The 21,872-nt window shown below is 35.2% G+C and carries 18 protein-coding genes and 2 pseudogenes; 6 read left to right on the top strand and 14 right to left on the bottom strand.

The features are described 5' to 3' along the window. Window positions 1-43 precede the first annotated feature (43 nt). Together ACEN2H_RS11910 and ACEN2H_RS11905 are read right to left on the bottom strand one after the other, a co-directional pair. Window positions 44-640, bottom strand: a complete 597-nt coding sequence (locus ACEN2H_RS11910) for an RsmD family RNA methyltransferase (protein WP_441732647.1) — start codon at window positions 638-640, stop codon at window positions 44-46. Further along, window positions 637-1,458 carry a DUF3822 family protein gene (locus ACEN2H_RS11905; protein ID WP_441732645.1) on the bottom strand — a complete coding sequence of 274 codons (822 nt, stop codon included), beginning with the start codon at window positions 1,456-1,458 and terminating at the stop codon, window positions 637-639. The genes ACEN2H_RS11910 and ACEN2H_RS11905 overlap by 4 nt, the downstream gene beginning before the upstream one ends. Before the next feature lie 153 nt (window positions 1,459-1,611). Between ACEN2H_RS11905 and ACEN2H_RS11900 the strand changes: the two genes are divergently transcribed. The 3 genes and pseudogenes from ACEN2H_RS11900 to ACEN2H_RS11890 all read left to right on the top strand — a co-directional run. Beyond that, on the top strand, window positions 1,612-3,033 hold the full coding sequence (locus ACEN2H_RS11900; RefSeq protein WP_441732643.1) for an ATP-dependent DNA helicase: 1,422 nt from the start codon (window positions 1,612-1,614) through the stop codon (window positions 3,031-3,033). Between the two features lie 202 nt (window positions 3,034-3,235). Next, window positions 3,236-3,718 (top strand): annotated as a pseudogene (locus ACEN2H_RS11895) (ATP-binding domain-containing protein); the annotation flags it as partial. 202 nt (window positions 3,719-3,920) lie between these two features. Then, window positions 3,921-4,409, top strand: a pseudogene (locus ACEN2H_RS11890) (ATP-binding domain-containing protein); the annotation flags it as partial. 155 nt (window positions 4,410-4,564) lie between these two features. On the opposite strand, the gene ACEN2H_RS11885 reads toward ACEN2H_RS11890, so the two are convergent. The 12 genes from ACEN2H_RS11885 to ACEN2H_RS11830 all read right to left on the bottom strand — a co-directional run bounded on the left by ACEN2H_RS11885 (window position 4,565) and on the right by ACEN2H_RS11830 (window position 17,836). Then, entirely contained in the window at window positions 4,565-7,063 is a 2,499-nt protein-coding gene (locus tag ACEN2H_RS11885) for a hypothetical protein (protein ID WP_441732641.1), read from the bottom strand. Between the two features lie 122 nt (window positions 7,064-7,185). Then, window positions 7,186-7,749, bottom strand: a complete 564-nt coding sequence (locus ACEN2H_RS11880) for a hypothetical protein (RefSeq protein WP_441732639.1) — start codon at window positions 7,747-7,749, stop codon at window positions 7,186-7,188. 125 nt (window positions 7,750-7,874) lie between these two features. Then, window positions 7,875-8,741 (bottom strand): molecular chaperone, encoded by an 867-nt coding sequence (locus ACEN2H_RS11875; protein ID WP_441732637.1) that lies wholly within the window; start codon window positions 8,739-8,741, stop codon window positions 7,875-7,877. Window positions 8,742-8,842: 101 nt separating this feature from the next. Then, on the bottom strand, window positions 8,843-9,379 hold the full coding sequence (locus ACEN2H_RS11870; RefSeq protein ID WP_441732635.1) for a DUF4402 domain-containing protein: 537 nt from the start codon (window positions 9,377-9,379) through the stop codon (window positions 8,843-8,845). Window positions 9,380-10,012: 633 nt separating this feature from the next. Then, window positions 10,013-10,732 (bottom strand): 6-phosphogluconolactonase, encoded by a 720-nt coding sequence (gene pgl / locus ACEN2H_RS11865; RefSeq protein ID WP_441732633.1) that lies wholly within the window; start codon window positions 10,730-10,732, stop codon window positions 10,013-10,015. Beyond that, a complete protein-coding gene (zwf, locus tag ACEN2H_RS11860) occupies window positions 10,732-12,321 on the bottom strand; it encodes a glucose-6-phosphate dehydrogenase (RefSeq protein WP_441732631.1) in 1,590 nt (529 codons plus the stop codon). The genes pgl and zwf overlap by 1 nt, the downstream gene beginning before the upstream one ends. A 17-nt stretch (window positions 12,322-12,338) precedes the next feature. Continuing rightward, on the bottom strand, window positions 12,339-13,745 hold the full coding sequence (gene gndA, locus ACEN2H_RS11855; protein ID WP_441732629.1) for an NADP-dependent phosphogluconate dehydrogenase: 1,407 nt from the start codon (window positions 13,743-13,745) through the stop codon (window positions 12,339-12,341). Between the two features lie 77 nt (window positions 13,746-13,822). Continuing rightward, on the bottom strand, window positions 13,823-14,464 hold the full coding sequence (hxlA, locus tag ACEN2H_RS11850) for a 3-hexulose-6-phosphate synthase (protein ID WP_441732628.1): 642 nt from the start codon (window positions 14,462-14,464) through the stop codon (window positions 13,823-13,825). A gap of 43 nt (window positions 14,465-14,507) precedes the next feature. After that, on the bottom strand, window positions 14,508-15,074 hold the full coding sequence (hxlB, locus tag ACEN2H_RS11845) for a 6-phospho-3-hexuloisomerase (RefSeq protein WP_441732626.1): 567 nt from the start codon (window positions 15,072-15,074) through the stop codon (window positions 14,508-14,510). 287 nt (window positions 15,075-15,361) lie between these two features. Further along, entirely contained in the window at window positions 15,362-16,249 is an 888-nt protein-coding gene (locus ACEN2H_RS11840; RefSeq protein WP_441732624.1) for an AraC family transcriptional regulator, read from the bottom strand. A gap of 348 nt (window positions 16,250-16,597) precedes the next feature. Further along, entirely contained in the window at window positions 16,598-17,005 is a 408-nt protein-coding gene (locus ACEN2H_RS11835) for a response regulator (RefSeq protein WP_441732622.1), read from the bottom strand. Between the two features lie 69 nt (window positions 17,006-17,074). After that, on the bottom strand, window positions 17,075-17,836 hold the full coding sequence (locus tag ACEN2H_RS11830) for a LytR/AlgR family response regulator transcription factor (protein WP_441732620.1): 762 nt from the start codon (window positions 17,834-17,836) through the stop codon (window positions 17,075-17,077). A 445-nt stretch (window positions 17,837-18,281) separates the two neighbouring features. Between ACEN2H_RS11830 and kdsB the strand changes: the two genes are divergently transcribed. From kdsB to ACEN2H_RS11815, 3 genes are all read left to right on the top strand, one after another. After that, window positions 18,282-19,007: a 3-deoxy-manno-octulosonate cytidylyltransferase gene (gene kdsB, locus ACEN2H_RS11825; RefSeq protein ID WP_441732618.1), complete on the top strand. Its 726-nt coding sequence runs from the start codon at window positions 18,282-18,284 to the stop codon at window positions 19,005-19,007. A 141-nt stretch (window positions 19,008-19,148) separates the two neighbouring features. Further along, on the top strand, window positions 19,149-20,462 hold the full coding sequence (locus ACEN2H_RS11820) for a M16 family metallopeptidase (protein WP_441732616.1): 1,314 nt from the start codon (window positions 19,149-19,151) through the stop codon (window positions 20,460-20,462). A 4-nt stretch (window positions 20,463-20,466) separates the two neighbouring features. After that, window positions 20,467-21,867 carry a M16 family metallopeptidase gene (locus ACEN2H_RS11815; RefSeq protein WP_441732614.1) on the top strand — a complete coding sequence of 467 codons (1,401 nt, stop codon included), beginning with the start codon at window positions 20,467-20,469 and terminating at the stop codon, window positions 21,865-21,867. Window positions 21,868-21,872: the final 5 nt, after the last annotated feature.

Below are 21,872 nucleotides of genomic sequence, written 5' to 3'. Positions count from 1 at the left end.
TTTTTTAATAAGAATTTTTACAAATAAATTAAAACAGTAATAATCATTCTTCCTCCTTATCACTTTGCATTAAGTCATCATCTACTTCTTCAGTAGTTGCCTTTTCGGTTTCAAAGAAACTAAAAATCGAACCTCCGTAACTTTTTTTGAAAGAAAAGTGAATCATGTGATCCAGTTTAGTGTATTTAGAATGTTCAATAACCATCATTCCATCTTCATTAAGTGTGTTTTTTTCGAAAATAAGTAAAACAATTTTTTCGAATGTAGCTTGGTCTAGTGCATATGGAGGGTCTGCGAATATAACATCAAAAGAAGCTTTGTTTCTTTCTAAAAATTTGAAAACATCACTTTTAGTTGCTGCAATATTGAAATCATATTCCGTAGCCACTTGCTTGATAAACTTCACACAACCAAAATCGCCATCCACAGAAGTTATTGGCGAACTACCTCTTGAGGCAAATTCGTAGCTTATATTTCCTGTACCAGAGAACAGATCCAACACCTTCAGTCCTTCAAAACTAAAATGGTTATTTAAGACATTAAATAATGCTTCTTTAGACATATCGGTTGTGGGACGAACGGGTAATCCTTTGGGAGGAGAGATGCGTCTTCCTTTGTATTTTCCTGAAATTATTCTCATGAGTTGAAAAGTATAAAATGTTTTCTGTTTACGGCCTCAGAAAAATAATTATTCCATCGCAAGGCTTCCACGTCAATTAGTGAAACTTTACGGATGTATTTGTATGCAATTTTGAAAAATTCACTTTCTGAATCAATATCTCCTATTAATTCCAAAGGAAAATTCTCCGGATTCAAGTTCAATTGCTCTGCGGTAAACAAGACGTAATAAATAAAATCTTCTGGCGTCTCGTAATCAAAAGAGTTGAATAGCAACATTTTTTGATTTTGTATGACAATGATTTCAAAATGGCCTTGGCTAAAATGAACGGTCATTTTTTTGTCGTCTATGTTTTTTGAGGCATCCAAAAGGGTAGACACAAGCACACTGTTAGCATGTTTATAATCGAAAGTACCAAACTGGTCAATAAAAAAATTATTCATGTTTACATAAGGTATGTAAACGGAATTAATTTCATAATTACTGATTTCATCAAATGCAAAAAAATCAGTTTCAAAAACCTTAGTATTGTATTGCAAATAACTTCCTATGAAATTCTCGTCAAAAAGCGGAGCAGGTACAAATGTGGACAGATTGTTATTGTGCAAAACAAGAACATCGTCATATTCCTCATTCAACTCTGGATAATCTCTAAAAGCATTCGAAAACAAATCCTCGATCTTTATCTCTTTATGAAAGCTGCCAAACTGTATTTCATTAAAGGAAGTAACCGTATTATTTAGTGTGTCAAAACAACAAAAAGAAAGTCCGGTCAAGGAAACTTGAATGGACAGTTTTTTATATTTTTTTTCGGTAATATTTGTACTTTGTGTAGACATAATCTAATTTGAAACCTATTCTTTCTATACAATCCAGAAAGGATTTAATGCGACCACAAACTTACACTATTTTTTTATTCTAACGGTATTTAATGTGGTTCCCTCAATTTTGATTCCTATATTTGAACTTCATTTTACAGTAACCATTCCTCAATGAATTCCTCCTTGTTTTATAGCCTTTTACGAAATAATTTTCCCTTTGTTCCCACCTACAATCAGGATATTTTTTTTCAAAAAATTGCGATTTTTTTGACAGAACCAGATAATGATGCCGTTTTTGTGCTCAAAGGATATGCAGGGACCGGAAAGACTACGGTTATTTCGACTATTGTAAACAATCTTTTAAGCATCAATAAAAAATATGTTTTGCTCGCGCCAACAGGTCGCGCTGCCAAAGTAATTGCCAACTATTCTGAGAAACCCGCTTTTACTATTCATAAAAAAATCTATTTTCCTAAGAAATCTGCGGGTGGTGGCGTATCTTTCACCTTGCAACAAAACAAACATAAGAACACTATTTTTATAGTTGATGAAGCTTCGATGATATCGGATACCAATTCGGATTCTAAATTGTATGAAAGCAGTTCCTTGCTGGATGATTTGATTTCGTATGTCTATTCAGGAACTAATTGCAAGATGATTCTATTGGGAGACACCGCCCAGTTGCCTCCGGTTAATTTAGACATTAGCCCGGCATTAGATATCCAAACCCTGGGTTTGAATTACAATAAAGAAGTAGAGCACATAGAACTCGACGAAGTCATGCGTCAGGAAGAAGATTCGGGAATCTTATACAATGCCACCGAACTCAGGGAATTACTGAAGGATTCCTTCATTACCGATTTTCAGTTTGATGTCAAGAAATTTAAGGATATTGTCCGCCTAGTTGATGGATACGATATTCAGGATGCGATAAATTCTGCCTACAGCAATTATAGTATTGAAGATACGGCTTTCATCGTGCGTTCTAATAAAAGGGCCAATCAATATAATGAGCAAATAAGAACTAGAATTCTCGATAAGGAAAGCGAACTATCAACAGGTGATTTCTTGATGGTAGTAAAGAATAATTATTTCTGGCTAAAAGATTCTGATGAAGCTGGATTTATTGCTAATGGTGATATTATCGAAATTCTAGAAATCTTTAATATCAAGGAATTGTATGGTTTTAAGTTTGCCAAAGTTAAAATGCGAATGGTCGATTATCCAAAACAGATTCCGATCGAAACCATCTTATTATTGGACACCATAAAAAGCGAATCGCCATCTTTGACCTATGAAGAGTCTAACCGTTTGTACCAGGAAGTGCTGAAAGATTACGAAGGGGAAACTAAATTCAAACAATTCCAGAAAGTGAAAGCCAATGAATATTTTAATGGGCTTCAAGTGAAATTCTCTTATGCAATAACATGTCATAAATCACAAGGCGGGCAGTGGAACACTGTTTTTATAGAACAACCCTATTTGCCAAACGGCATAGATAGGGATTACATCCGCTGGCTATATACCGCGATGACCCGAGCCAAGAATAAATTATATTTGATAGGATTTAAGGATGAAAATTTCGTAGAATAAATTTTAAAAATAACCGCAAATTCGCAAATTTTTCAATTTAATTTTAAAATAAATAATTTGCAAATTTGCGGTAAAAAGATAGCTGTATATACAATGATAAATTAGTGTCAGCTTTCTTGAGTATGACCTCCGTGAAGATTATATAAATTATAAGTTTTATTTTTTTTCAAGTATAAATTCCAACGTATCGACATAAGCGATCGATTCCGATGAAGCTGGATTTATTGCTAATGGTGATATTATCGAAATTCTAGAAATCTTTAATATCAAGGAATTGTATGGTTTTAAGTTTGCCAAAGTTAAAATGCGAATGGTCGATTATCCAAAACAGATTCCGATCGAAACCATCTTATTATTGGACACCATAAAAAGCGAATCGCCATCTTTGACCTATGAAGAGTCTAACCGTTTGTACCAGGAAGTGCTGAAAGATTACGAAGGGGAAACTAAATTCAAACAATTCCAGAAAGTGAAAGCCAATGAATATTTTAATGGGCTTCAAGTGAAATTCTCTTATGCAATAACATGTCATAAATCACAAGGCGGGCAGTGGAACACTGTTTTTATAGAACAACCGTATTTGCCAAACGGTATAGATTATATCCGCTGGCTATATACCGCGATGACTCGAGCTAAGAATAAATTATATTTAATAGGGTTTAAGGACGAAAATTTTGTGGAATGATTTTAAAAATAACCGCAAATTCGCAAATTTTTCAATTTAATTTTAAAATAAATAATTTGCAAATTTGCGGTAAAAAGATAGCTGTAAATACAATGATAAATTAGTGTTAGCTTCCTTAAGTATGACCTCCGTGAAGATTATATAAATTATAAGTTTTATTTTTTTCAAGTATAAATTCCAACGTATCGACATAAGCGCCATCGATTCCGATGAAGCTGGATTTATTGCTAATGGTGATAGTATCGAAACTCTAGAAATCTTTAATATCAAAGAATTGTATGGTTTTAAGTTTGCCAAAGTTAAAATGCGAATGGTCGATTATCCAAACCAGATTCCGATCGAAACCATCTTATTATTAGATACTATAAAAAGTGAATCTCCATCTTTGACCTACGAAGAGTCTAACCGTTTGTACCAGGAAGTGCTGAAAGATTACGAAGGGGAAACTAAATTCAAACAATTCCAGAAAGTGAAAGCCAATGAATATTTTAATGGGCTTCAAGTGAAATTCTCTTATGCAATAACATATCATAAATCACAAGGCGGGCAGTGGAACACTGTTTTTATAGAACAACCGTATTTGCCAAACGGTATAGATAGGGATTACATCCGCTGGCTGTATACTGCGATGACCCGAGCTAAGAATAAATTATATTTGATAGGATTTAAGGACGATAATTTTGTGGAATGATTTTAAAAATAACCGCAAATTCGCAAATTTTTCAATTTAATTTTAAAATAAATAATTTGCAAATTTGCGGTAAAAAGAGAGCTGTAAATACAATGATAAATTAGTGTCAGCTTCCTTGAGTATGACCTCCGTGAAGATTATAGAAATTATAAGTTTTATTTTTTTTTAAGTATAAATTCCAACGTATCGACATAAGCGCCATCGATTCCGTTTTCAACTTCAAAAGTTTGGGAGAAAGGCTGCGCCTTCATCTGTAAGCTTTCTAATTGTAGCGAATCAATTTTTGCTATATATTGGCCCGATTTTAAACCTAAATAACTAAAATAACCATCGGATTCAGAAAGAATACTGGTAATTAATTTATCGTGAAGATCATAAATAGCGACCTTTAAACCTCCGGTGCCTATCAGTTGTTCATTTTCTTTTCTGTAGACCATTCCTGAAACTTCTCCCAAAACTTGAACTGGAATTTCAATAATTTTTAATTGATTGGGGTTTAGCGTACAACTTAAAGTTTTGTTTTTTATGCGCCAAGCTATCGAATTAATTTTGCTGGTATTGAGTTCTACATAATTTTTGATGTAGGGTTCTAATCCGGTTATGATGGTAGTTCCATCTGGGTTAACAAGATGACGATTACCTGCCCTTAAAATGATTTGAACTCCTTTTACCAATGGTTCTTTAGCTCCTCTCTTCCCATTTGCATCGATGTCTAAAAATGGAACGAATTTTACACTCGCTCTGCCCACATTCGATTGATTATTAAAACTTACAAAATCAGCTTGGGGTTCAAAGATTAAGCTTCCGCTTGCGGACTGTGAAAACGAAGCGCTATTTTTATTAAAAATGCTGGAAAATCCGGTATTAATTTTATCGAAATTTTGAGTAAAACCTATTTGAAAACTTGCATCCTGATTATTAAAATTATAATTGAAAGAAGCCTGAATAAAGCCTTTTTTAAAAATGGGTTTTCTCAATTGTGTTTGCAATGTCGTCATAGCATCGGCATCGTATCCATAGCGCAATTGGGGAACAAGGACAAATCTTTTGGGAAGTCGCAGCGAAGTCGAAAAATTGCTGTACACTCTTGGTTTATTGTTTTCGGTAAAAAAAGCATTGGTTGTAAAATTAAAATTAAAACCATGAGAACCTCCGGACAGCAAAAATTCAGAAGTTGTAAATTTTGTAGAATTAATAAGGTTTTGCTGAACGTTAAACCGGGAAGTTCCTGAGAAAAAAGAACTGCGAATGGGCAAGGAAACGCTGGCTCTTCGAATTTCGGTATAATTGAATCGAATAGCTTGTTGGTTTTTGTCGTATTTGGTATAATCAAAGTCAAACCGGAGGTTTCTCGGCGTGGTATAATTTAAATTAAGATCTAACAGCACTTTTGAATAATAGCTTGCTGTAAGAAATAATTGGGACGACAATCGAAAGGAAGAATTCAAAAACGGAATGCTTTTATTTGATTCTAATGAGGAAACATATTCCACTCCGGCGCCCAAAGTTACATGATTGGAGAGTCCATAATTTACTTTTGCGTTGGTGAAAACACTGCCTTTACCATCCTCAATAATCCCGGAACTAATCGTGTATTCTACTTCCTTTTTTGGAAGGAACGCAGTGGGGACCACGAATTGATTGCTAAATAGCTGCTCTTCGCCCCAAGGCCCATAATACCGCAGCGAAACTTCGGAACGCCCATACATAAGTGGTACGTCAAAGGAAAAGAAGCCGTTTGCATCTGCCTGCATATAATCGATCAATACATTGTTGATGTAAAGTTCCACCGTCCAATTGGCTTGGGTATGATCACTCAATATATAGGTCCCAAAAGATTTTCGGATTTTAGTAGAGGCATTTGTAATCTGAGCTCCGGTGACGGGAAACAAAATAGTCGATTTTGTAGATGCTCCAATTTTACCTAGTGTAACTTGCTTAATATATTTATTGTCATTGTTTACATAACGCCAGCGATAATATTGGTTTCTGGCCTTTATAGGTTGGTTGCTAATTAAATTTAGAGAAGTTGTCAACTCGCCTCCTGCCACAATGCCTCCTAAATTGAGGAGCATTCTTTCTGAATGGCCTCCTTCAGATCGTTGGATTGTATTGACTGCCCAATTGGCTGTTCCAAAATGGAGAAGGGGCTTATCTCGTATTACAGTCGTATCGGCTACAAATTCCATTTTTATTTTGTTAAGATTGTCGCGCAGGACTTGTAAACGGGCTTCTCTGATAGCGGGAAGTTCCAGTTTTGAAGACATGCCAACTGATAAACTTCTAAAACTAAAACTGTTTTCGAGACCAAATATTTGATTGAAATAGGAAGCTTTCAGGAATAAGTTTGTGCTGCTGTGAATGAAATCGCCTGATCTCAGGCTAAAAACCTCCTCTTTGTAGCTAATGGTATTGGTACTTTGGTCAAATTTGAAGGTGTTTTTTTGATTAATAAAAAAACCTTCAATACTTGTAAAATTTGAATTGGGCGTGTTTTTTATTTTTATAAAATCCAAAACTTCGGACACAGATAAATAGACTTCTGATCCACATATTACGGATAAAATTTCTTTTTCGCCAATGTATTTGATCTTAAGCAGCACTAAAACTTCATCGCAGTCTTCCTCTTGAGCAGCAGCAGAAAAGGGCATCATAGAAATAAGCAATAGGTACAGGATACGAGACAATTTAGTCATAAAGAGCGGAGAGAAAGCAATTATTTTGCTAAAGAAAAGTGATTTTTAATAAGGTATTGCTTGGCATCTGCTAATAATAATTAGTATTCCTTTGTTTTATCCGTGTTTTGAACTCGTGCTTTTTCTAAATGTTCTGTCAAAGTAAATGTGAAGCTGTCCAGTTCAGTAACAGAGGTTTTTAGATGATTGCTTAAACTTTCTAACTCTTCCTTTGTTATAGTAAGAGAATCAATATGATTTGTTAGACCTTGAATTCGACATAAAGGACTTCTAATTTGATGGGAAACGATAAAGTGCATTTTAGTAATACAAGATTCGTAGTTCTCGTTTTCTTTATCTTTTTGCTTCCTTAGGTCTTTGTATCGAATAATGATATAGCAAAAGATCCAGATTAAAATAATAGACAAGATTATGTTAGTAAAAATGCTAGGATGCATCTCGGGATTATAATAAAGGGCTGTGTCCATGATCGTCAAAATGGTAGATATAGCGGCAGCTGTGATTGTTTTTCTGTTGCTTAGGGTAAGGGAAATACCTAAAGGAACTACATATAATATAGAGATTGCAGTTCCCAGAGGAACAGCGAGGTCAATTATGAATATAAGTAGTATTATACTAGGCGTTAGAAATTTTGACCTAATCAATTGATGCATTTTATTAAATAGTTTGTAAGTAAAAAACTTAGCTATAATGTCCGTTCTCTCTGATTGAACTTAAGTTTTAAGCTTGATCAATTTAAAAAGCAAAAAAAATGGTGAAGGAAACCTTCTTATTTGGTATCAGCAGCACTAGTTTCTAGTGAATATTCCTCCGTAGATGACAAATTCAAGAAAGCCTCGGCGTAAGTGGCTACTCGATTTGGAGTAGTATAAGTTACCTGTAATTTTCCTTTTGTATAATCAACAGATACATCGGTTTTAAGTTTAATCTTAGTGTGGCGCAAATTTCCCGGAGCATAAACGGCATAGCCTTTTATTATCCCAACTTTAGTACTAATTCCCTCTTGAGATATATGATTAACATGCAGTTCCCCATAAGCCGATTGATTGCCGGTCCTGTGAATATCTAAGGATAAAATCTGTGAAGGAAGCAATGTCAAATTAGTCAAACTAACTGCTGTAGTTGCAGTACCTATCGTAATAATATTTGCAATTGAAACACCAAAAATTGGTGTTAATTGAATGTCCATCTTTTTTGGTTGCAGCGTATCGCTTGTGATTGTTTTATTATCTAAAACTTTTATTTTCGGAACTGCACGGAAATAAAGATGGGATCGGTATTCTCCGTCTTTTAATTCGCTCGTCTTGATAAGCTGTATTTTTACGACCTGAGATTCATTGGGCGCCAGAGTGATGGTGCGGGGATAATACCGAAGATAGGTTGAGGCAAAATTTTGATTGTATTCCGGATCTTCAATAGAATTAAACTTACCATCTTCATCCATTTTAATCTCATTATAAGACAGCCTGTAGGTTGCCGTGTCCTTGCCAGTATTCGATAAATTAAGAGTTTGCACCCTACTTTGAATTCCATCAAAGATAATGCGTTTTGGGAATACCATTAAATCGCCTTGTGCCAGCAATGCAAAAGAACAATTTAATATTAGGACTAGAATAAGAATACTTTTTTTAGTCATAGGAATATTTAATTTATGGTATTTTTCATTTATTTCAATTAATTAAGCTACTTAAATTATATTAAAAAGGGCGCTTATTTCTAAGCACCCTTTTCGTCAATTTAGTTGTAATTAACAGTGACAGTAAAACCTGTTTCATTTAAGTAAGTACCAACAAGTTGTTCCGATCCAACAGTAAGTAGAGCTCCAACGGTGAAGGCTTCTGATCCATTAGTTAAAGTTCCAGCTGTTCCAATTGAGCTTTCAAAAGCACTGACAACCATCGTTTTTGTACCCGTTTCGGTACTAGAATTAGTAAGCGTAAGGTCAGTTGGGAGTGTAATTGTGTAAGTATAAGCTCCTTCACCTGTTACTGCAAATGCAGCAGCAGTTGGAGATCCATCAGCTGACGAAGTCAATTTAACTCCATTGAGAGCTGTTCTGACACCTGAGGGACTTAATTCAAGTGTACCTCCAGTAGATAAAGCTGCAAAAGAACCAAAATTTAATGGCGTTGTAGTAGTAATTGCAATTGGAGCTACAATAGTTGTAGTGGTATTGCTTGAAGTTGCAGAAGCAGGCGCATCTTGTGCCAAAGCACTTGTGCTGAATATAGCAGATACTGCCATAATAGATAAAATTGATGTAATTTTTTTCATCGTAAAAAAAGATTTGGGGTTAAAATTAAGAAGCAGGTACAGCTCTTGTCCGGATTCTTAATCAATTAAATAATTTGTTTTGTATTGGCAAAAGCGCCAATCAGTCTGCGAATGTATATGGTTTTCTTATAGTTGTAAAACATGAAGTAACAAGTGTAGGTCTGCATTAATAAGTGTTTAGCTTGGTCTTTGTATAGAAAGTAATAAAAATCAATAAAAGTTTTAATTCTACCGTTTTAATGTTTTTTTAAGCTTCAAAAAAACATTAAAAAGTTTAATTTAACAAAATATAAGGATAATTTATAATACAGTTATATTTTTATAAAAGTATCGTTTTGAAAAATTATATTTGATTTTGGGAGAATCAAAAAGGGAGCTTAAATTTTGTTTGATTCAATTTTTATTCACTGCGAGTAGTGACAAAAAGTATGGTTTTTAAAGCAAATAGCCAATAACGCAATTTTTTTTTATAGTAATTTTATGCTATTGATTTCTTCAAAAAAAAATACCCTCAGTATATGAAATAGAGGGTATTTATAGGATAATACTGAAAGTGTAAATCTTTCTTTATGGTAAACTTAGGTTCAATAGAAAAAAGTGTTTTTTCCTTGAGTTAGCTAACTATAAAAGGATTTAGCTTTCTATACTTGTTGCAGCTTTATCGGTCAAGAATAATAATTCTCCATCCAAAGGTTTAATTAATTGCGTAGGATATTTTTCGGGATTATAAGCTCCGTGCAAAACTTCGTTTAATGCCTGCGCTTTATTTTCTCCAAAAGTGATTATCACGATCTGCTTCGCTTTATTAATAATCGTTGCTGTTAGTGTGATTCTAAACATAGTTTGAGGCTCGAGATAATAGGCTGCTACCCATTTATCTTGTTCTTGCAAAACGGCTTGCCCTGGAAAAAGGGAAGCGGTATGGCCATCATCGCCCATTCCGAGTAAAATAAGGTCAAATTGGCCGTCCTCGCCCGTTATGCTTTTAATAGATTCTTCGTATTCCACTGCATAAGCATCAGCTGAAACTCCTTCTTTATACATAGGAAATATATTGTTTTTTGGTATATTAACATGACTTAGCAGTGTATCGTTAGCCATTTTAGCGTTGCTAAGTGCATCATCAAGAGGAACCCAGCGCTCGTCACCCCAAAAAACAAAAACCTTTTCCCAATCTATTTTTTCCTGATAAGCGGGTGTCGCTAAAAGTTTGTAGAGCGCTACAGGCGATGATCCTCCGGTAAGTACAACCACAAATTGACCTCGTTTTTGTATAGCGTTGTGAGCAGCAGTTACAAATAGATCGGCGGCTTGGCTTGTTATTTCTTCTTTTGTATTAAAAATCTTTACCATCAGCTGCTACTTTTAGTTGTTTGTTCTGCTTTCTTATCTTTTGCTGCTTTGTCCGCTTTTGCTGCCTTTTTTCGTAGTTTTGCTTCTTCGGCATCTAGTGTGTTTGATGCCCAAGAATGACCCTGACGAGCCAATAATTCATTTGCCGCTTCAGGACCCCAGCTACCAGCTTCGTATTTGTGTAAACTTGAAAATTTATCATTTTCCCAAGCTTCCTGAATTGATGTAACCACATCCCAAGCTTCTTCGACCTGATCGGAACGCATGAATAAAGTAGGGTCTCCCTGCAATGCATCTAATAAAAGGGTTTCATAAGCTTCGGTTGCTTGAGTAGAGCAGGAGAAATAGTCAAAAACCATTTCAGCTGGTTTTAACGAAAGTGACAAGCCTTGTTTTTTGGTCATAAACTGCAGCCTAATATCCATTGCGGGCTGAATGTTTATAATTAATCGGTTTGGCATCATTCCTTCTTTTCCAAAAGAAAAAGTAGAATGGGGTACTGGCTTGAACTGTATAACGATAGAGGATTGTTTTTTCTGCATTCTTTTACCTGTTCGAACATAAAAAGGAACACCTTGCCAACGCCAGTTATCCAAATAAAATTTCATCGCTACAAAGGTCTCTGTATTAGAGTTTACATCAACTCCCTTTTCTTTCAGATATCCGGGTACAGGCTCGCCGCTTATAGATCCCTTATCGTATTGGCCTCTCACGGTGTAGTGTTCCACTTCGTCAGGAGTTATACGTCGTATCGCTTTCAAAACGTCGGCTTTACGATTTCTGACCTCATCAGCTTCTAAGGACGTGGGAGCCTCCATGGCAACCATGGTTAAAATTTGCATCAGGTGGTTTTGTATCATATCCCTTAATGCTCCGGCACCTTCATAAAATCCGCCACGGTCTTCAACACCCACTTCTTCGGCAACCGTAATCTGAACGGAATCAATGAAGTTTCGGTTCCAGAGTGGCTCAAACATAGAATTTCCAAAGCGGAAAGCGAGGATATTCTGTACTGTTTCTTTGCCCAAATAGTGGTCAATTCTGTAGATTTGTTCCTCTTCGAAGGTTTGTGCCAATAGCTTGTTTAAAAGCTCAGCAGAATTTTTATCGTAACCAAAAGGTTTTTCAATAATAATACGATCTTGTTCCGGATTAGCGGCAAGGTCTAATTTCTTAATATTATTAGAAATCGTTTCAATGAAAGAGGGTGCTATTGAAAGGTAAAAAAGTCGATTGGCACGTTCACCAAAAGACGCATCTAAGGCGTCCAACTTTTGTTTCATTAGCAAGTATGATTCTTCTTTGTCTATATCATTTTGCAAATAGCTAATATGAGAAGCAAATTGCTCAAATTCTTCTTTTGAGGTTATTTTATTTCTGGAAAACTCGGTCAGGTTCTCGCTCACCAAGCTTCGGTATAGTGCATCGCTGTTTTTTGCCCTTCCAAGTGCAATAATCTCAAACTTTTCGGGCATACGACCATCAAGGTAAAGATTATAAAAAGCGGGGAAAAGCTTTCTTTTTGCTAAGTCACCCGTAGCCCCAAAAACAAGAATGATAGTAGGCTGTATAGTATCGGGATTATCCATTATGTTCCATTTAAAATTTAGTCATTCCACTCGGTGTGGAATATACCGTTAGTATCCGTTCGTTCATAGGTATGAGCCCCGAAGTAGTCGCGCAATGCTTGTATTAGGTTTGTCGGAAGTTTTTCTGATCGATAAGCATCAAAATAGGCTAAGGAATTCATTAGGCCTGCAATAGGTATCCCTTTTTGAACGGCAAATTGAACTGTATTCCTTATGCTGGATTGATTCTCGTTTAAGGTCTTTGCGATATTATCATCGAGCAGTATGTTTTTAAGTTCCCCGTTTTTGGCATAAGCCTGACGGAAATCTTCTAATACTGTCGAACGAATAATACATCCACCGCGCCAAATTTTAGCTATGGTCTCTAGATTCAGATCATAGTTGTATTCAGTTGAAGCTTTAGTTAACAAGGCTAAACCTTGGGCATAAGTAATTAATATAGAAAAATGTAAAGCGCCTTTAAGAGTTTCTATTGCTGAAGGAAGGTCAGTATTAGTTTGTTCTGCATTCCAAATCAATTTTGAGGAAGCCTCAATCCTTTCTGGTTTGTTTTTAGACATTTCCCTCATTGCAACGGCAGCATCTACTGTTGAAAGGGGAACTTCTAAGTCCATAGCATTTTGAGAAGTCCATTTTCCAGTTCCTTTGGATTTCGCCCAGTCGGAAATCCGATTTATTAGCATCTCTCCATCTGTATCTTTTTTCTTTAGAATGTGTCCTGTTATTTCAATCAGGTAGGATTCGAGTTCGGTATCATTCCAGTCTTCAAATACTTTTTGAATTGTAGTATCATCTAGTTCGTAACCGCGTTTCATAAGATCATATGCTTCCGAAATAAGCTGCATAATTCCATATTCAATTCCGTTATGAGCCATTTTTACGTAGTTCCCAGCAGATCCGTTCCCTAGGTATTCTACGCAGGGTACTCCATTAACTTTTGCTGCTATAGATTCAAAAACAGGACGTAACGTTTCATAGGCTTCTTTATTACCTCCTGGCATAAGGCTAGGACCAAAACGTGCTCCTTTTTCGCCTCCGGAGATTCCCATTCCAAAAAAATGGATTCCTTTGGCTGATAATTCTGTAAATCTTCGGTCGGTATCTGTAAAATAGGTGTTTCCACCGTCGATAAGAATATCTCCTTTATCTAAGTAGGGTAGTAGGCTTTCAATAGCTTTGTCTACAGGCTTTCCTGCTGGGACAAGCAACATGATTGCACGTGGCTGCTTTATCAGGCCTACAAACTCTTTAACATCTACAGTTGCCTTGATTCGGTGTTGTGGATTCGCTTCCTCTGACAGAGAAAGAACTTTATCTGCATCTAAATCTAAGCCAGCTACAGCATATTTTTGGTCAGCCATATTTAAGAGCAGGTTGCGCCCCATTACACCCAAGCCAATTATACCAAAATCAAATGTATTCATAATTCTTATCTAAATTTATTATTGCAAAAAAAAGGCTGGACTTTATACAAATATAAAGTCCAGCCAAAATTAGTCAATTATGCTACAGTAACGCTATTTATAGCTTCTTTTAATGCTTTTGCAGCAGCAGCGGGATCTTCAGCACCATAAATGGCACCACCTGCAACAGCAACTTCTGCACCGGCAGCTACAACATCTTTTATTGTATCGATGTTTACACCACCTGCTACAGAGAAGGGAACTTTTGCTTGTCTACCTTCACTAATAAGTGTTTGTACAGAGTATCCTGCTAAAGCTTGTTCGTCAAGACCAGCATGTAACTCAACAAAAGCAACTCCAAAAGCAGTTACTTCTTTCGCTCTTTGTACTCTGTCTTTAACTCCAATAGTATCAACTACTACCTTTCTACCGTATTTTTTGGCTGCTTCTACGGCACCTTTTATGGTAGCATCATCTACAGCACCCATAACGGTTACTAAATCTGCTCCAGCCTTAAATGCTATTTCAGCCTCTAGTGAACCAGTATCAGCAATTTTCATATCTGCAAAAATTAATTTGTCAGGAAAAGCTGTTTTCATTGCGGTTACCACTTGAATACCTTCGGCTTTGATTAGTGGTGTTCCTAATTCTATAATATCTACGTAAGGTGCTACTTTATGTGCTACCTCTAATGCTGCTTCTGTAGTAAGTAAATCAATTGCGACTTGTAATTTTGTCATGTCTAAAATGTTTAAAAAAATTAATAATATATAAAAAAAATCGTTATTCTAAATTGGCGTGTTTGGGCCATAGGTCTTCTTTGGTCAATTCTGATTCTTGCCAAAGGGACATAAATACGCCTTCCAATATAAATAATGTAAATTGTTCAAAAAGGCTGCCTGCATACTGCTCTGAGACCGAAACCCCAAAGTCTGTTTTTGTTGCTGCTTTTATGAATATGATATGGTCTGCCACTTCTGCTAATTTGCTATCTGCATCTGCAGTTAGCGCTATAACGGTAGCTTTTTGTTTCTTTGCTTTCACCGCTGATGAAACTACTGAAGAAGTTGAACCTGATCCGGACGCCAACAGTAGTAAATCTCCTTCAAGAATGGCCGGTGTATTAGTTTCTCCTACTATAAATACGGTATAGCCCAAATGCATAAACCTCATGGCTACCATTTTTAATGCAAGTCCGCTTCTCCCAGCCGCCATTACAAAAATTCGTTTAGCTGCTTTAATTTCGTTAACCAAAACCTTTATCTGCTGGGGGTCAATCTCATCTGCTAATTTTAGGTTTTCCTCTAAAATTAAATGTAGATTTTTGTTTGTCAAAGTATTTATGCTCATGTTGTTTTCTTTTTTAAATAAGATCGTTTGCTCATCAAATCGGCCAAATTATTACTCTAATAAAATCAGGTAAATTTGACGACTGTTTTTTGAGTGTCCACTTATTAGTTTTGCTAGACTGCAACCACAGGAAACATTTATGTATTAATTCTTCAGATGCCGAATTAAACGAAATAATGAGCCCGTAATAGCTTTTTACGCAACAACACTTCCTATTTATTTGGATAGTGTTAATTGCTTGTGCAAAGATACAGCAGCAAGGAAGGAGGTATGTTATATAAACAAGACTATGCGGTATAAATTTGCGCCAGTTCGTTTTGAAGGTCGGTTGGAGTTTCCTTCAGTTTTGATTTTACAAATTTATTAAGTGCAGATGGAGAACTAAACCCTAGGTCAAATGCAATTTCTTTGTGTGATAGATCAGAAAACAACAATTGTCTCTTAATTTCTGTAAGTATTCGGTTATGAATAGCATTAATTGCTGTTTCTCCAGAATACTTTTTATTTAGTGCATTGAGCTTTTTACTACTGATAGCAAGTTCTAATGCATAGTATTGTACGGTACGCTCGCTTTTATACTGATGATTCAAAAGCTTTTTAAAGGCGATATAAGTGTTTTGGTTTGCGCCCTGAGTATCATGCTGTAAAACAGGATGTAGACCATGTATCGATTCTATGAGCCCTAAAAGAACAATTTTGATATAAAAACGGCCCTGTTCCTTTTTAACAAGACTAGGATAATTGTAAATATCTTGTATGTTTTTTATAATAGGAAGTACCTGTTCAAATTCAAGGCTAGAGAGTGCAGTATTATTAAGGTGGACTGATAAATTAACGTTGTAAGGACTGAGTTCATTTTTCAAGATATCCGAACAAAACAATACTTCTTCAAATAATATAATTTTGCCTGTCAAATCAGTAGACAGATTAGACACAAAGTGTATTTGATCTGGAAATAGAATAGAAATTTTTCCTGAATTTAACAGATGTATTTTGTCTTCGATATGTACTTTAATATTTCCAGATTCCACTAAGATAATACAAAAATGATCCTTTTTATGTGGTTTCAAATAATCTACAACACTTGCTGTTCCAAGATCAAAAACGCGGAAGGACAAATTTTTATCATCCGTTTTTTGAATATTTTTCTTAATTTCAAACCTCTTTAAATACATAGGATATTTTTTAGATAAGTGCCAATCCATGTCAAATCAGCAACTTTAATTCAGAGGTCACTTGGAATATAAAATCCCATGCTACTTCTAACGATTATTTATTAAATTTATAACGCTTATTTAGTCTAATTGTTTTCATTTAATAACTTGCAATCAATGCAGGGCACTGTAAAACATATTAGTAATAAACAATCAATAAAATATCTTACAAATATACGATTTATTGATTTTAAGAGAATGATTTAACTTAAAATTAGATTTTGACTAAATTCAGTGCTGTTCTTAGATCAATAGTGAGGATTTTTTGTTTTTTAAATAAATGAATTTAACTTACAGGTAACTTTATTATCAGTCAACTGTAATTCCGTCCAAGAACTCCTTGGTAATAGGTTTTTGCTGGAAGGAAACTACATTTGGATCATTGCAAACTCTAGTAATATCCTCATTGCTAATAGTGCTTGAAACAATAAAGACTTTAGATTTTTCCTTTACAGCTTCGGGTAGTTTATTGTAGGCTTCCAGAAATTCAAAACCAGATAGATAAGGCATGTATAAATCTAAAAAAATTATCTGTGGTAGCTCACTCATATTGTGGTTCTCCTGTAAATAAGTCAACGCATCGCTCGCTAGTGAAAACGCTACTGTTATTTCACTAAAGTTATTATTGACAATTACTCGAGAGTACACATAATGCTCGAAAAGGTCATCATCAATGATTATCACTTTTTTGAATTTTTGTAGTAGTTCGGTTTTCATTTTTTTTGGTTTTTAGGTACAATCATATGGTAATATTTAATACAAAAGAAAAAACAGCTTGCTTATTTGTTAGTCTTTTATTTTAATAAATTTATTAAAGTCTTCTTGTCGTCTTTTTGCCACAGGCAAAAAGATTCCATTAGGAAATTCGCAGTAGTAGCCGTCTTTTTTTGAGATCTTCAGAACGTGATGTAGGTTTACTATATAGGAGTGATGGATTCTAAAAAAAAGATTAGAATCGAGGATTGAATTGTATTCCTTTAAATTTTTACTGGACGTAACCTTTTTACCGTTAATGAGAAAAAAAGTAGTATATCTTCCGTCGGCTTGGCAGTACATAATTTCTTCCATTGGGATGAGTTCAATATTATCTAAGGAGGAAACGGCAACAAAATCATTTGGCTGACTTGAAGAGTTTAAAATATCTATGGTATTAATTTTCTGGTTTTGGTAGGAGCGTTCCATTTTAATGTATTTGATTGCTTTATAAACTGCCAAAATAAGGTCGTTGCACTCGACTGGTTTTAAAATGAAGTCAATTGCACTTTGTTTGAATTCCATTAAAGCATCTTCTTTGTGATCAGAAATAAATACCAGTTTTGGAAGGTGCTGCTCTAACTGCGAAAACTTTTTAAAAAAAGTATCTTTTTTAAATGCGATACTTAAGAATACGAGATCTGGTTTATGTGCTTTTATACTTTTGATTCCTTTAACGATAGAATTAGTATCGCTAACTATTTTGAGAATCATAAAATTTTCTTCCTCAAACTTTTTTATCTTTTGGGTAACGTCATTTTCTTCTACGATAATAACGGCATTAATAGTAGCCATAGGTTTAGGTATAGATTATTGGGGGCGGGGGACTGATTTTTTATATTTCACGAACACTTTTAGTCCTGAAATTAGCGGTAGTAGGATGGAGTTAAGCAGTTAAATTTACCTTTGTTATTTTGTATTTTTTTTAATTTAATAAGGAAGTAAACAATATCTCTTTAGACTGATTTAGAAGTAATTATGAAATTAATAAATTTTAGTTGTTTTGTCCGCAATCTAATGCTTATTTAGCAATAAAAACCCATTTTTATCAAATAATACTATGCTAAGCTCCTTATTTTTATTATCTAAGACGTTAAAAACTGCAATATATTTATGCTGGCTTTTTTATCGCTGGATAAGAAATAGAGAATTCGTTTCATACAAAATTAATAGGAGTAAAATCAATTGCTAGTAAAACCAAAAAATACTACTTAACTTAGCCATTTAGCATTTGAAAACAATGAAAATAATAGCCGTCATTCCCGCTCGTTACGCTTCAACACGATTTCCTGCCAAACTTATGCAGGATTTGGGAGGTAAAACAGTCATTTTAAGAACTTACGAAGCCGCCTTGAGCACTCAGTTGTTTGATGATGTTTTTGTAGTAACGGATTCAGATTTGATATATGACGAGATAGTTTCGCATGGAGGCAAAGCAATCCGGAGCATCAAAGAACATGAATCGGGTAGTGACCGCATTGCTGAAGCAATTGAAAATCTCGAAGTGGATATCGTAGTAAACGTGCAAGGGGACGAACCTTTTATCAATGAGGAACCGCTGGCAAAACTAATAGAGATTTTTAGGAAAGATTCTTCAAAACAAGTAGACTTAGCTTCTTTGATGCGAGAAATCAAAGAGGAAGACGAAATAAAAAACCCTAATAATGTGAAAGTTGTTACGGACCAAAACGGCTTTGCATTGTATTTTTCACGTTCCGTAATTCCGTTTCCTAGAGAGAAAAATGTAGGGGTTCGTTACATGCAGCACATAGGAATTTATGCCTTCCGCAAGCAGGCATTATCTGATTTTTACAGTTTACCGATGAAATCATTGGAAGCTTCCGAAAAGCTGGAGCAATTGCGTTACCTAGAATTTGGAAGACGAATTAAAATGATCGAAACAACCCATGTCGGAATCGGAATCGATACGCCCGAAGATTTGGAAAAGGCGAGAAGAATGCTTTAGTACATCTTAATTTTGCAGTTTTAGATGGTGGTTTCCGTAGTTATGCTGTTAGTTTTATGCTTTCAGCTTAAGCTTATTGTTATAAAATTTAAAACATTCATTTAAATGTAGTAGTTTTATCGGTAACTAATTTATTTATAGATGAAAAAAATAATGTTCCATCTTTTTCTTTTGCTGCCCTTATTGGGACAAGCGCAAATGAAGGCAGATGACGTAAAAACCTTTACCTTGAGCAACGGAATGAAGTTTCTGGTTGTGGAAGACTTTTCTATCCCAAATGCGAATATGTATTTGTTCTACAAGGTAGGAAGCCGAAATGAATATCAAGGTATTACAGGCCTCTCTCATTTTTTTGAACACATGATGTTTAATGGTGCAAAAAAATATGGTCCAAAACTTTTTGACCAAACTATGGAGCTTAATGGAGGGGCAAATAATGCCTATACCACGGAAAATGTCACAGTATACACAAACTGGTTTCCGGCCTCCTCTTCAGAAGTTATATTTGATCTCGAGGGTGACAGAATTTCAAGCTTGAGTATCGATTCTACGATGGTGGAAAGCGAAAGAGGCGTTGTTTTAAGCGAACGTCGTACAGGTCTTGAAAACTCCCCTTGGCGACTTTTATCGCAATCCCTTCAGGCAACTGCTTTCCAGGAACATCCGTATCATTGGCCTGTAATAGGTTATGAAGATGATATGAAAAACTGGAACCAGAAAGATTTGGAACGCTATTTTAAAACATATTACGCACCAAACAACTGCGTAGTTGTGGTGTCAGGAGCGATTAAATTAGAAAAAGTCAAGGAATTTGCCAAAAAATATCTTGAACCAATTCCTGCGCAAATAGCACCGCCTCAAGTTCACATTGTGGAACCAAAACAAATCGGTGAGCGAAGAATTATGGTACAAAAAGAGGTAGCAACCCCTTACCTTATGATAGGCTATCACACACCCGAATCTAAAAATGAGGACTATTATGCGTTGAATATTCTTAGTTCAGTACTTTCAAAAGGGAATTCTTCAAGACTTTATTCGTCTTTAGTTGACCAAAAGCAATTAGCGACGCAAGTATTTACTGATTTTGGAGATAGTTTCGACCCCAATCTTTTCAATTTTTATGCCGTTGCTAATAAAAATGTGAAAGCAACCGATTTAGAGGAAGCCATTTATGTAGAGATTGAGAAGATAAAAAACGAAGGTATTAGCGAAACGGAACTTCAAAAAATCAAAAACCAGAAATTAATGGAATTTTATGGACAAGTAGAGACTATTGACGGAAAGTCTAACAATATAGGTACTTATGAAGTGTTTTTTGGAGATTACCGAAAAATGTTTGATGCTCCGGCTAACTACAATAAAGTTACGGCTGTAGAAGTGAAGAAAGTTGCTAATAAATATTTTTTTAAAAGTAACAGAACTGTGGGGATTTTAAAAACAAATGTAGAAGACTAAAATTATGGAAGGAATTAAGAACAAACTAATGAGATTCAGCCTGCTGCTGATTTCCAGTATTACAGTTTCGGCCCAGAGCTTTAAATTGCCTAATTATACTAGCTTTAAATTAGTAAACGGTCTTACCATCAATCTTATGGAGCAACATGACGTGCCAGTCATCAGTGTTTCAGCCATATTGCCTGCGGGTGCAATTTACGACTATGATAATTCAGGACTAGCATCACTTACGGCTACAGCACTAAGACATGGCACTAAAAACTTTACAAAGGAAAAAATTGACGAAGAATTAGATTTCATAGGGGCCAATGTGGCCACTTATGCATCGAAGGAATTTTCAGGTCTTTCGTCCAAGTTTGCCACTAAAGATAGAGCTAAAGTGTTGGCAATCATAAAAGAACTACTGCTTAGTCCAGTTTTCGACGCTACTGAGTTTGAAAAAGAGAAAAGTCGCCTATTAGTTAAGTTAGAGCAGCAAAAAGAGAGTCCTGGATCAGTTATAGGGCCTTATTTTGATACTCTTCTATACGGTAATCATGCATATGGGAATGTAATTAATGGAAACAAGGCTACTGTAAGTAAACTGACAGTAAGTGATTTAAAAGGCTTTTACTCAGCAAACTATAATCCGAACGGTTCGGTAATCAGCGTTGTTGGGGATTTTGAAAGCAATGAGATGAAAGCAGTATTAACAAAGTTATTCTCGGGTTGGGAAAAGTCAGCTGTTGAAAAAGAAAATCCAGCATCTAAATCGATCACTATACCTACTGAAAACAGAGTGCTTTTAGTAAATAAAGCAGACGCAAAGGAAACTACATTTTATATTGGATCAGCAGGAATTAGTAGAAACAATCCTGATTATGTAGCTATTGAAGTTGTCAACACCCTTTTTGGAGGGCGTTTTACCTCAATGCTAAATGATGAGCTAAGGGTAAATTCAGGTTTAACATATGGCGCAAGCAGCAGGTTTAGTGCTTTGAAGACTGGTGGTTCATTTGTCATCAGCACCTTTTCCGCGGTCAAAACAACCGAAGCTGCCATTGATAAGACTTTGGAAGTTCTTGATAAATTACATCGCAATGGTCTCGAGGAAAAGTCATTGATTTCTGCAAAGAATTATGTAAAAGGACAGTTTCCTCCACGCTATGAAACAACTGGACAATTATCCAGTTTATTGTCACAAATGTTTTGGTATAATTTTGACAAATCATTTATAGATAATTTCGAAAACAATGTTGATGGTCTAAACTTAGATAAAGCGAATCAAATTATTGATAAATATTTCCCTAAGGATAAATTGCAATTTGTATTAGTGGGTAAAGCCGAAGAGATAAAGAAAATAGCTGAAAAATACGGCAAAGTATCAGAAGTTGAGATAGATAGCGATATCAAAAACAGAAATTAAAAATG

The organism is Flavobacterium sp. W22_SRS_FP1, from assembly GCF_052113685.1.
Lineage (GTDB): Bacteria > Bacteroidota > Bacteroidia > Flavobacteriales > Flavobacteriaceae > Flavobacterium.
This window is presented reverse-complemented; position numbering and strand designations above follow the sequence as displayed.

What these genes read in the sequence shown, in the direction of transcription:
- ACEN2H_RS11870 (WP_441732635.1), bottom strand. Translation starts at nt 9,379, where the DNA reads ATGAAAAAAATTACATCAATTTTATCTATTATGGCAGTATCTGCTATA.
- ACEN2H_RS11875 (WP_441732637.1), bottom strand. Translation starts at nt 8,741, where the DNA reads ATGACTAAAAAAAGTATTCTTATTCTAGTCCTAATATTAAATTGTTCT.
- kdsB (WP_441732618.1), top strand. Translation starts at nt 18,282, where the DNA reads ATGAAAATAATAGCCGTCATTCCCGCTCGTTACGCTTCAACACGATTT.
- ACEN2H_RS11910 (WP_441732647.1), bottom strand. Translation starts at nt 640, where the DNA reads ATGAGAATAATTTCAGGAAAATACAAAGGAAGACGCATCTCTCCTCCC.
- ACEN2H_RS11830 (WP_441732620.1), bottom strand. Translation starts at nt 17,836, where the DNA reads ATGGCTACTATTAATGCCGTTATTATCGTAGAAGAAAATGACGTTACC.
- ACEN2H_RS11900 (WP_441732643.1), top strand. Translation starts at nt 1,612, where the DNA reads ATGAATTCCTCCTTGTTTTATAGCCTTTTACGAAATAATTTTCCCTTT.
- ACEN2H_RS11905 (WP_441732645.1), bottom strand. Translation starts at nt 1,458, where the DNA reads ATGTCTACACAAAGTACAAATATTACCGAAAAAAAATATAAAAAACTG.
- ACEN2H_RS11820 (WP_441732616.1), top strand. Translation starts at nt 19,149, where the DNA reads ATGAAAAAAATAATGTTCCATCTTTTTCTTTTGCTGCCCTTATTGGGA.
- ACEN2H_RS11815 (WP_441732614.1), top strand. Translation starts at nt 20,467, where the DNA reads ATGGAAGGAATTAAGAACAAACTAATGAGATTCAGCCTGCTGCTGATT.
- hxlB (WP_441732626.1), bottom strand. Translation starts at nt 15,074, where the DNA reads ATGAGCATAAATACTTTGACAAACAAAAATCTACATTTAATTTTAGAG.
- gndA (WP_441732629.1), bottom strand. Translation starts at nt 13,745, where the DNA reads ATGAATACATTTGATTTTGGTATAATTGGCTTGGGTGTAATGGGGCGC.
- hxlA (WP_441732628.1), bottom strand. Translation starts at nt 14,464, where the DNA reads ATGACAAAATTACAAGTCGCAATTGATTTACTTACTACAGAAGCAGCA.
- ACEN2H_RS11835 (WP_441732622.1), bottom strand. Translation starts at nt 17,005, where the DNA reads ATGAAAACCGAACTACTACAAAAATTCAAAAAAGTGATAATCATTGAT.
- ACEN2H_RS11840 (WP_441732624.1), bottom strand. Translation starts at nt 16,249, where the DNA reads ATGTATTTAAAGAGGTTTGAAATTAAGAAAAATATTCAAAAAACGGAT.
- pgl (WP_441732633.1), bottom strand. Translation starts at nt 10,732, where the DNA reads ATGGTAAAGATTTTTAATACAAAAGAAGAAATAACAAGCCAAGCCGCC.
- ACEN2H_RS11885 (WP_441732641.1), bottom strand. Translation starts at nt 7,063, where the DNA reads ATGATGCCCTTTTCTGCTGCTGCTCAAGAGGAAGACTGCGATGAAGTT.
- zwf (WP_441732631.1), bottom strand. Translation starts at nt 12,321, where the DNA reads ATGGATAATCCCGATACTATACAGCCTACTATCATTCTTGTTTTTGGG.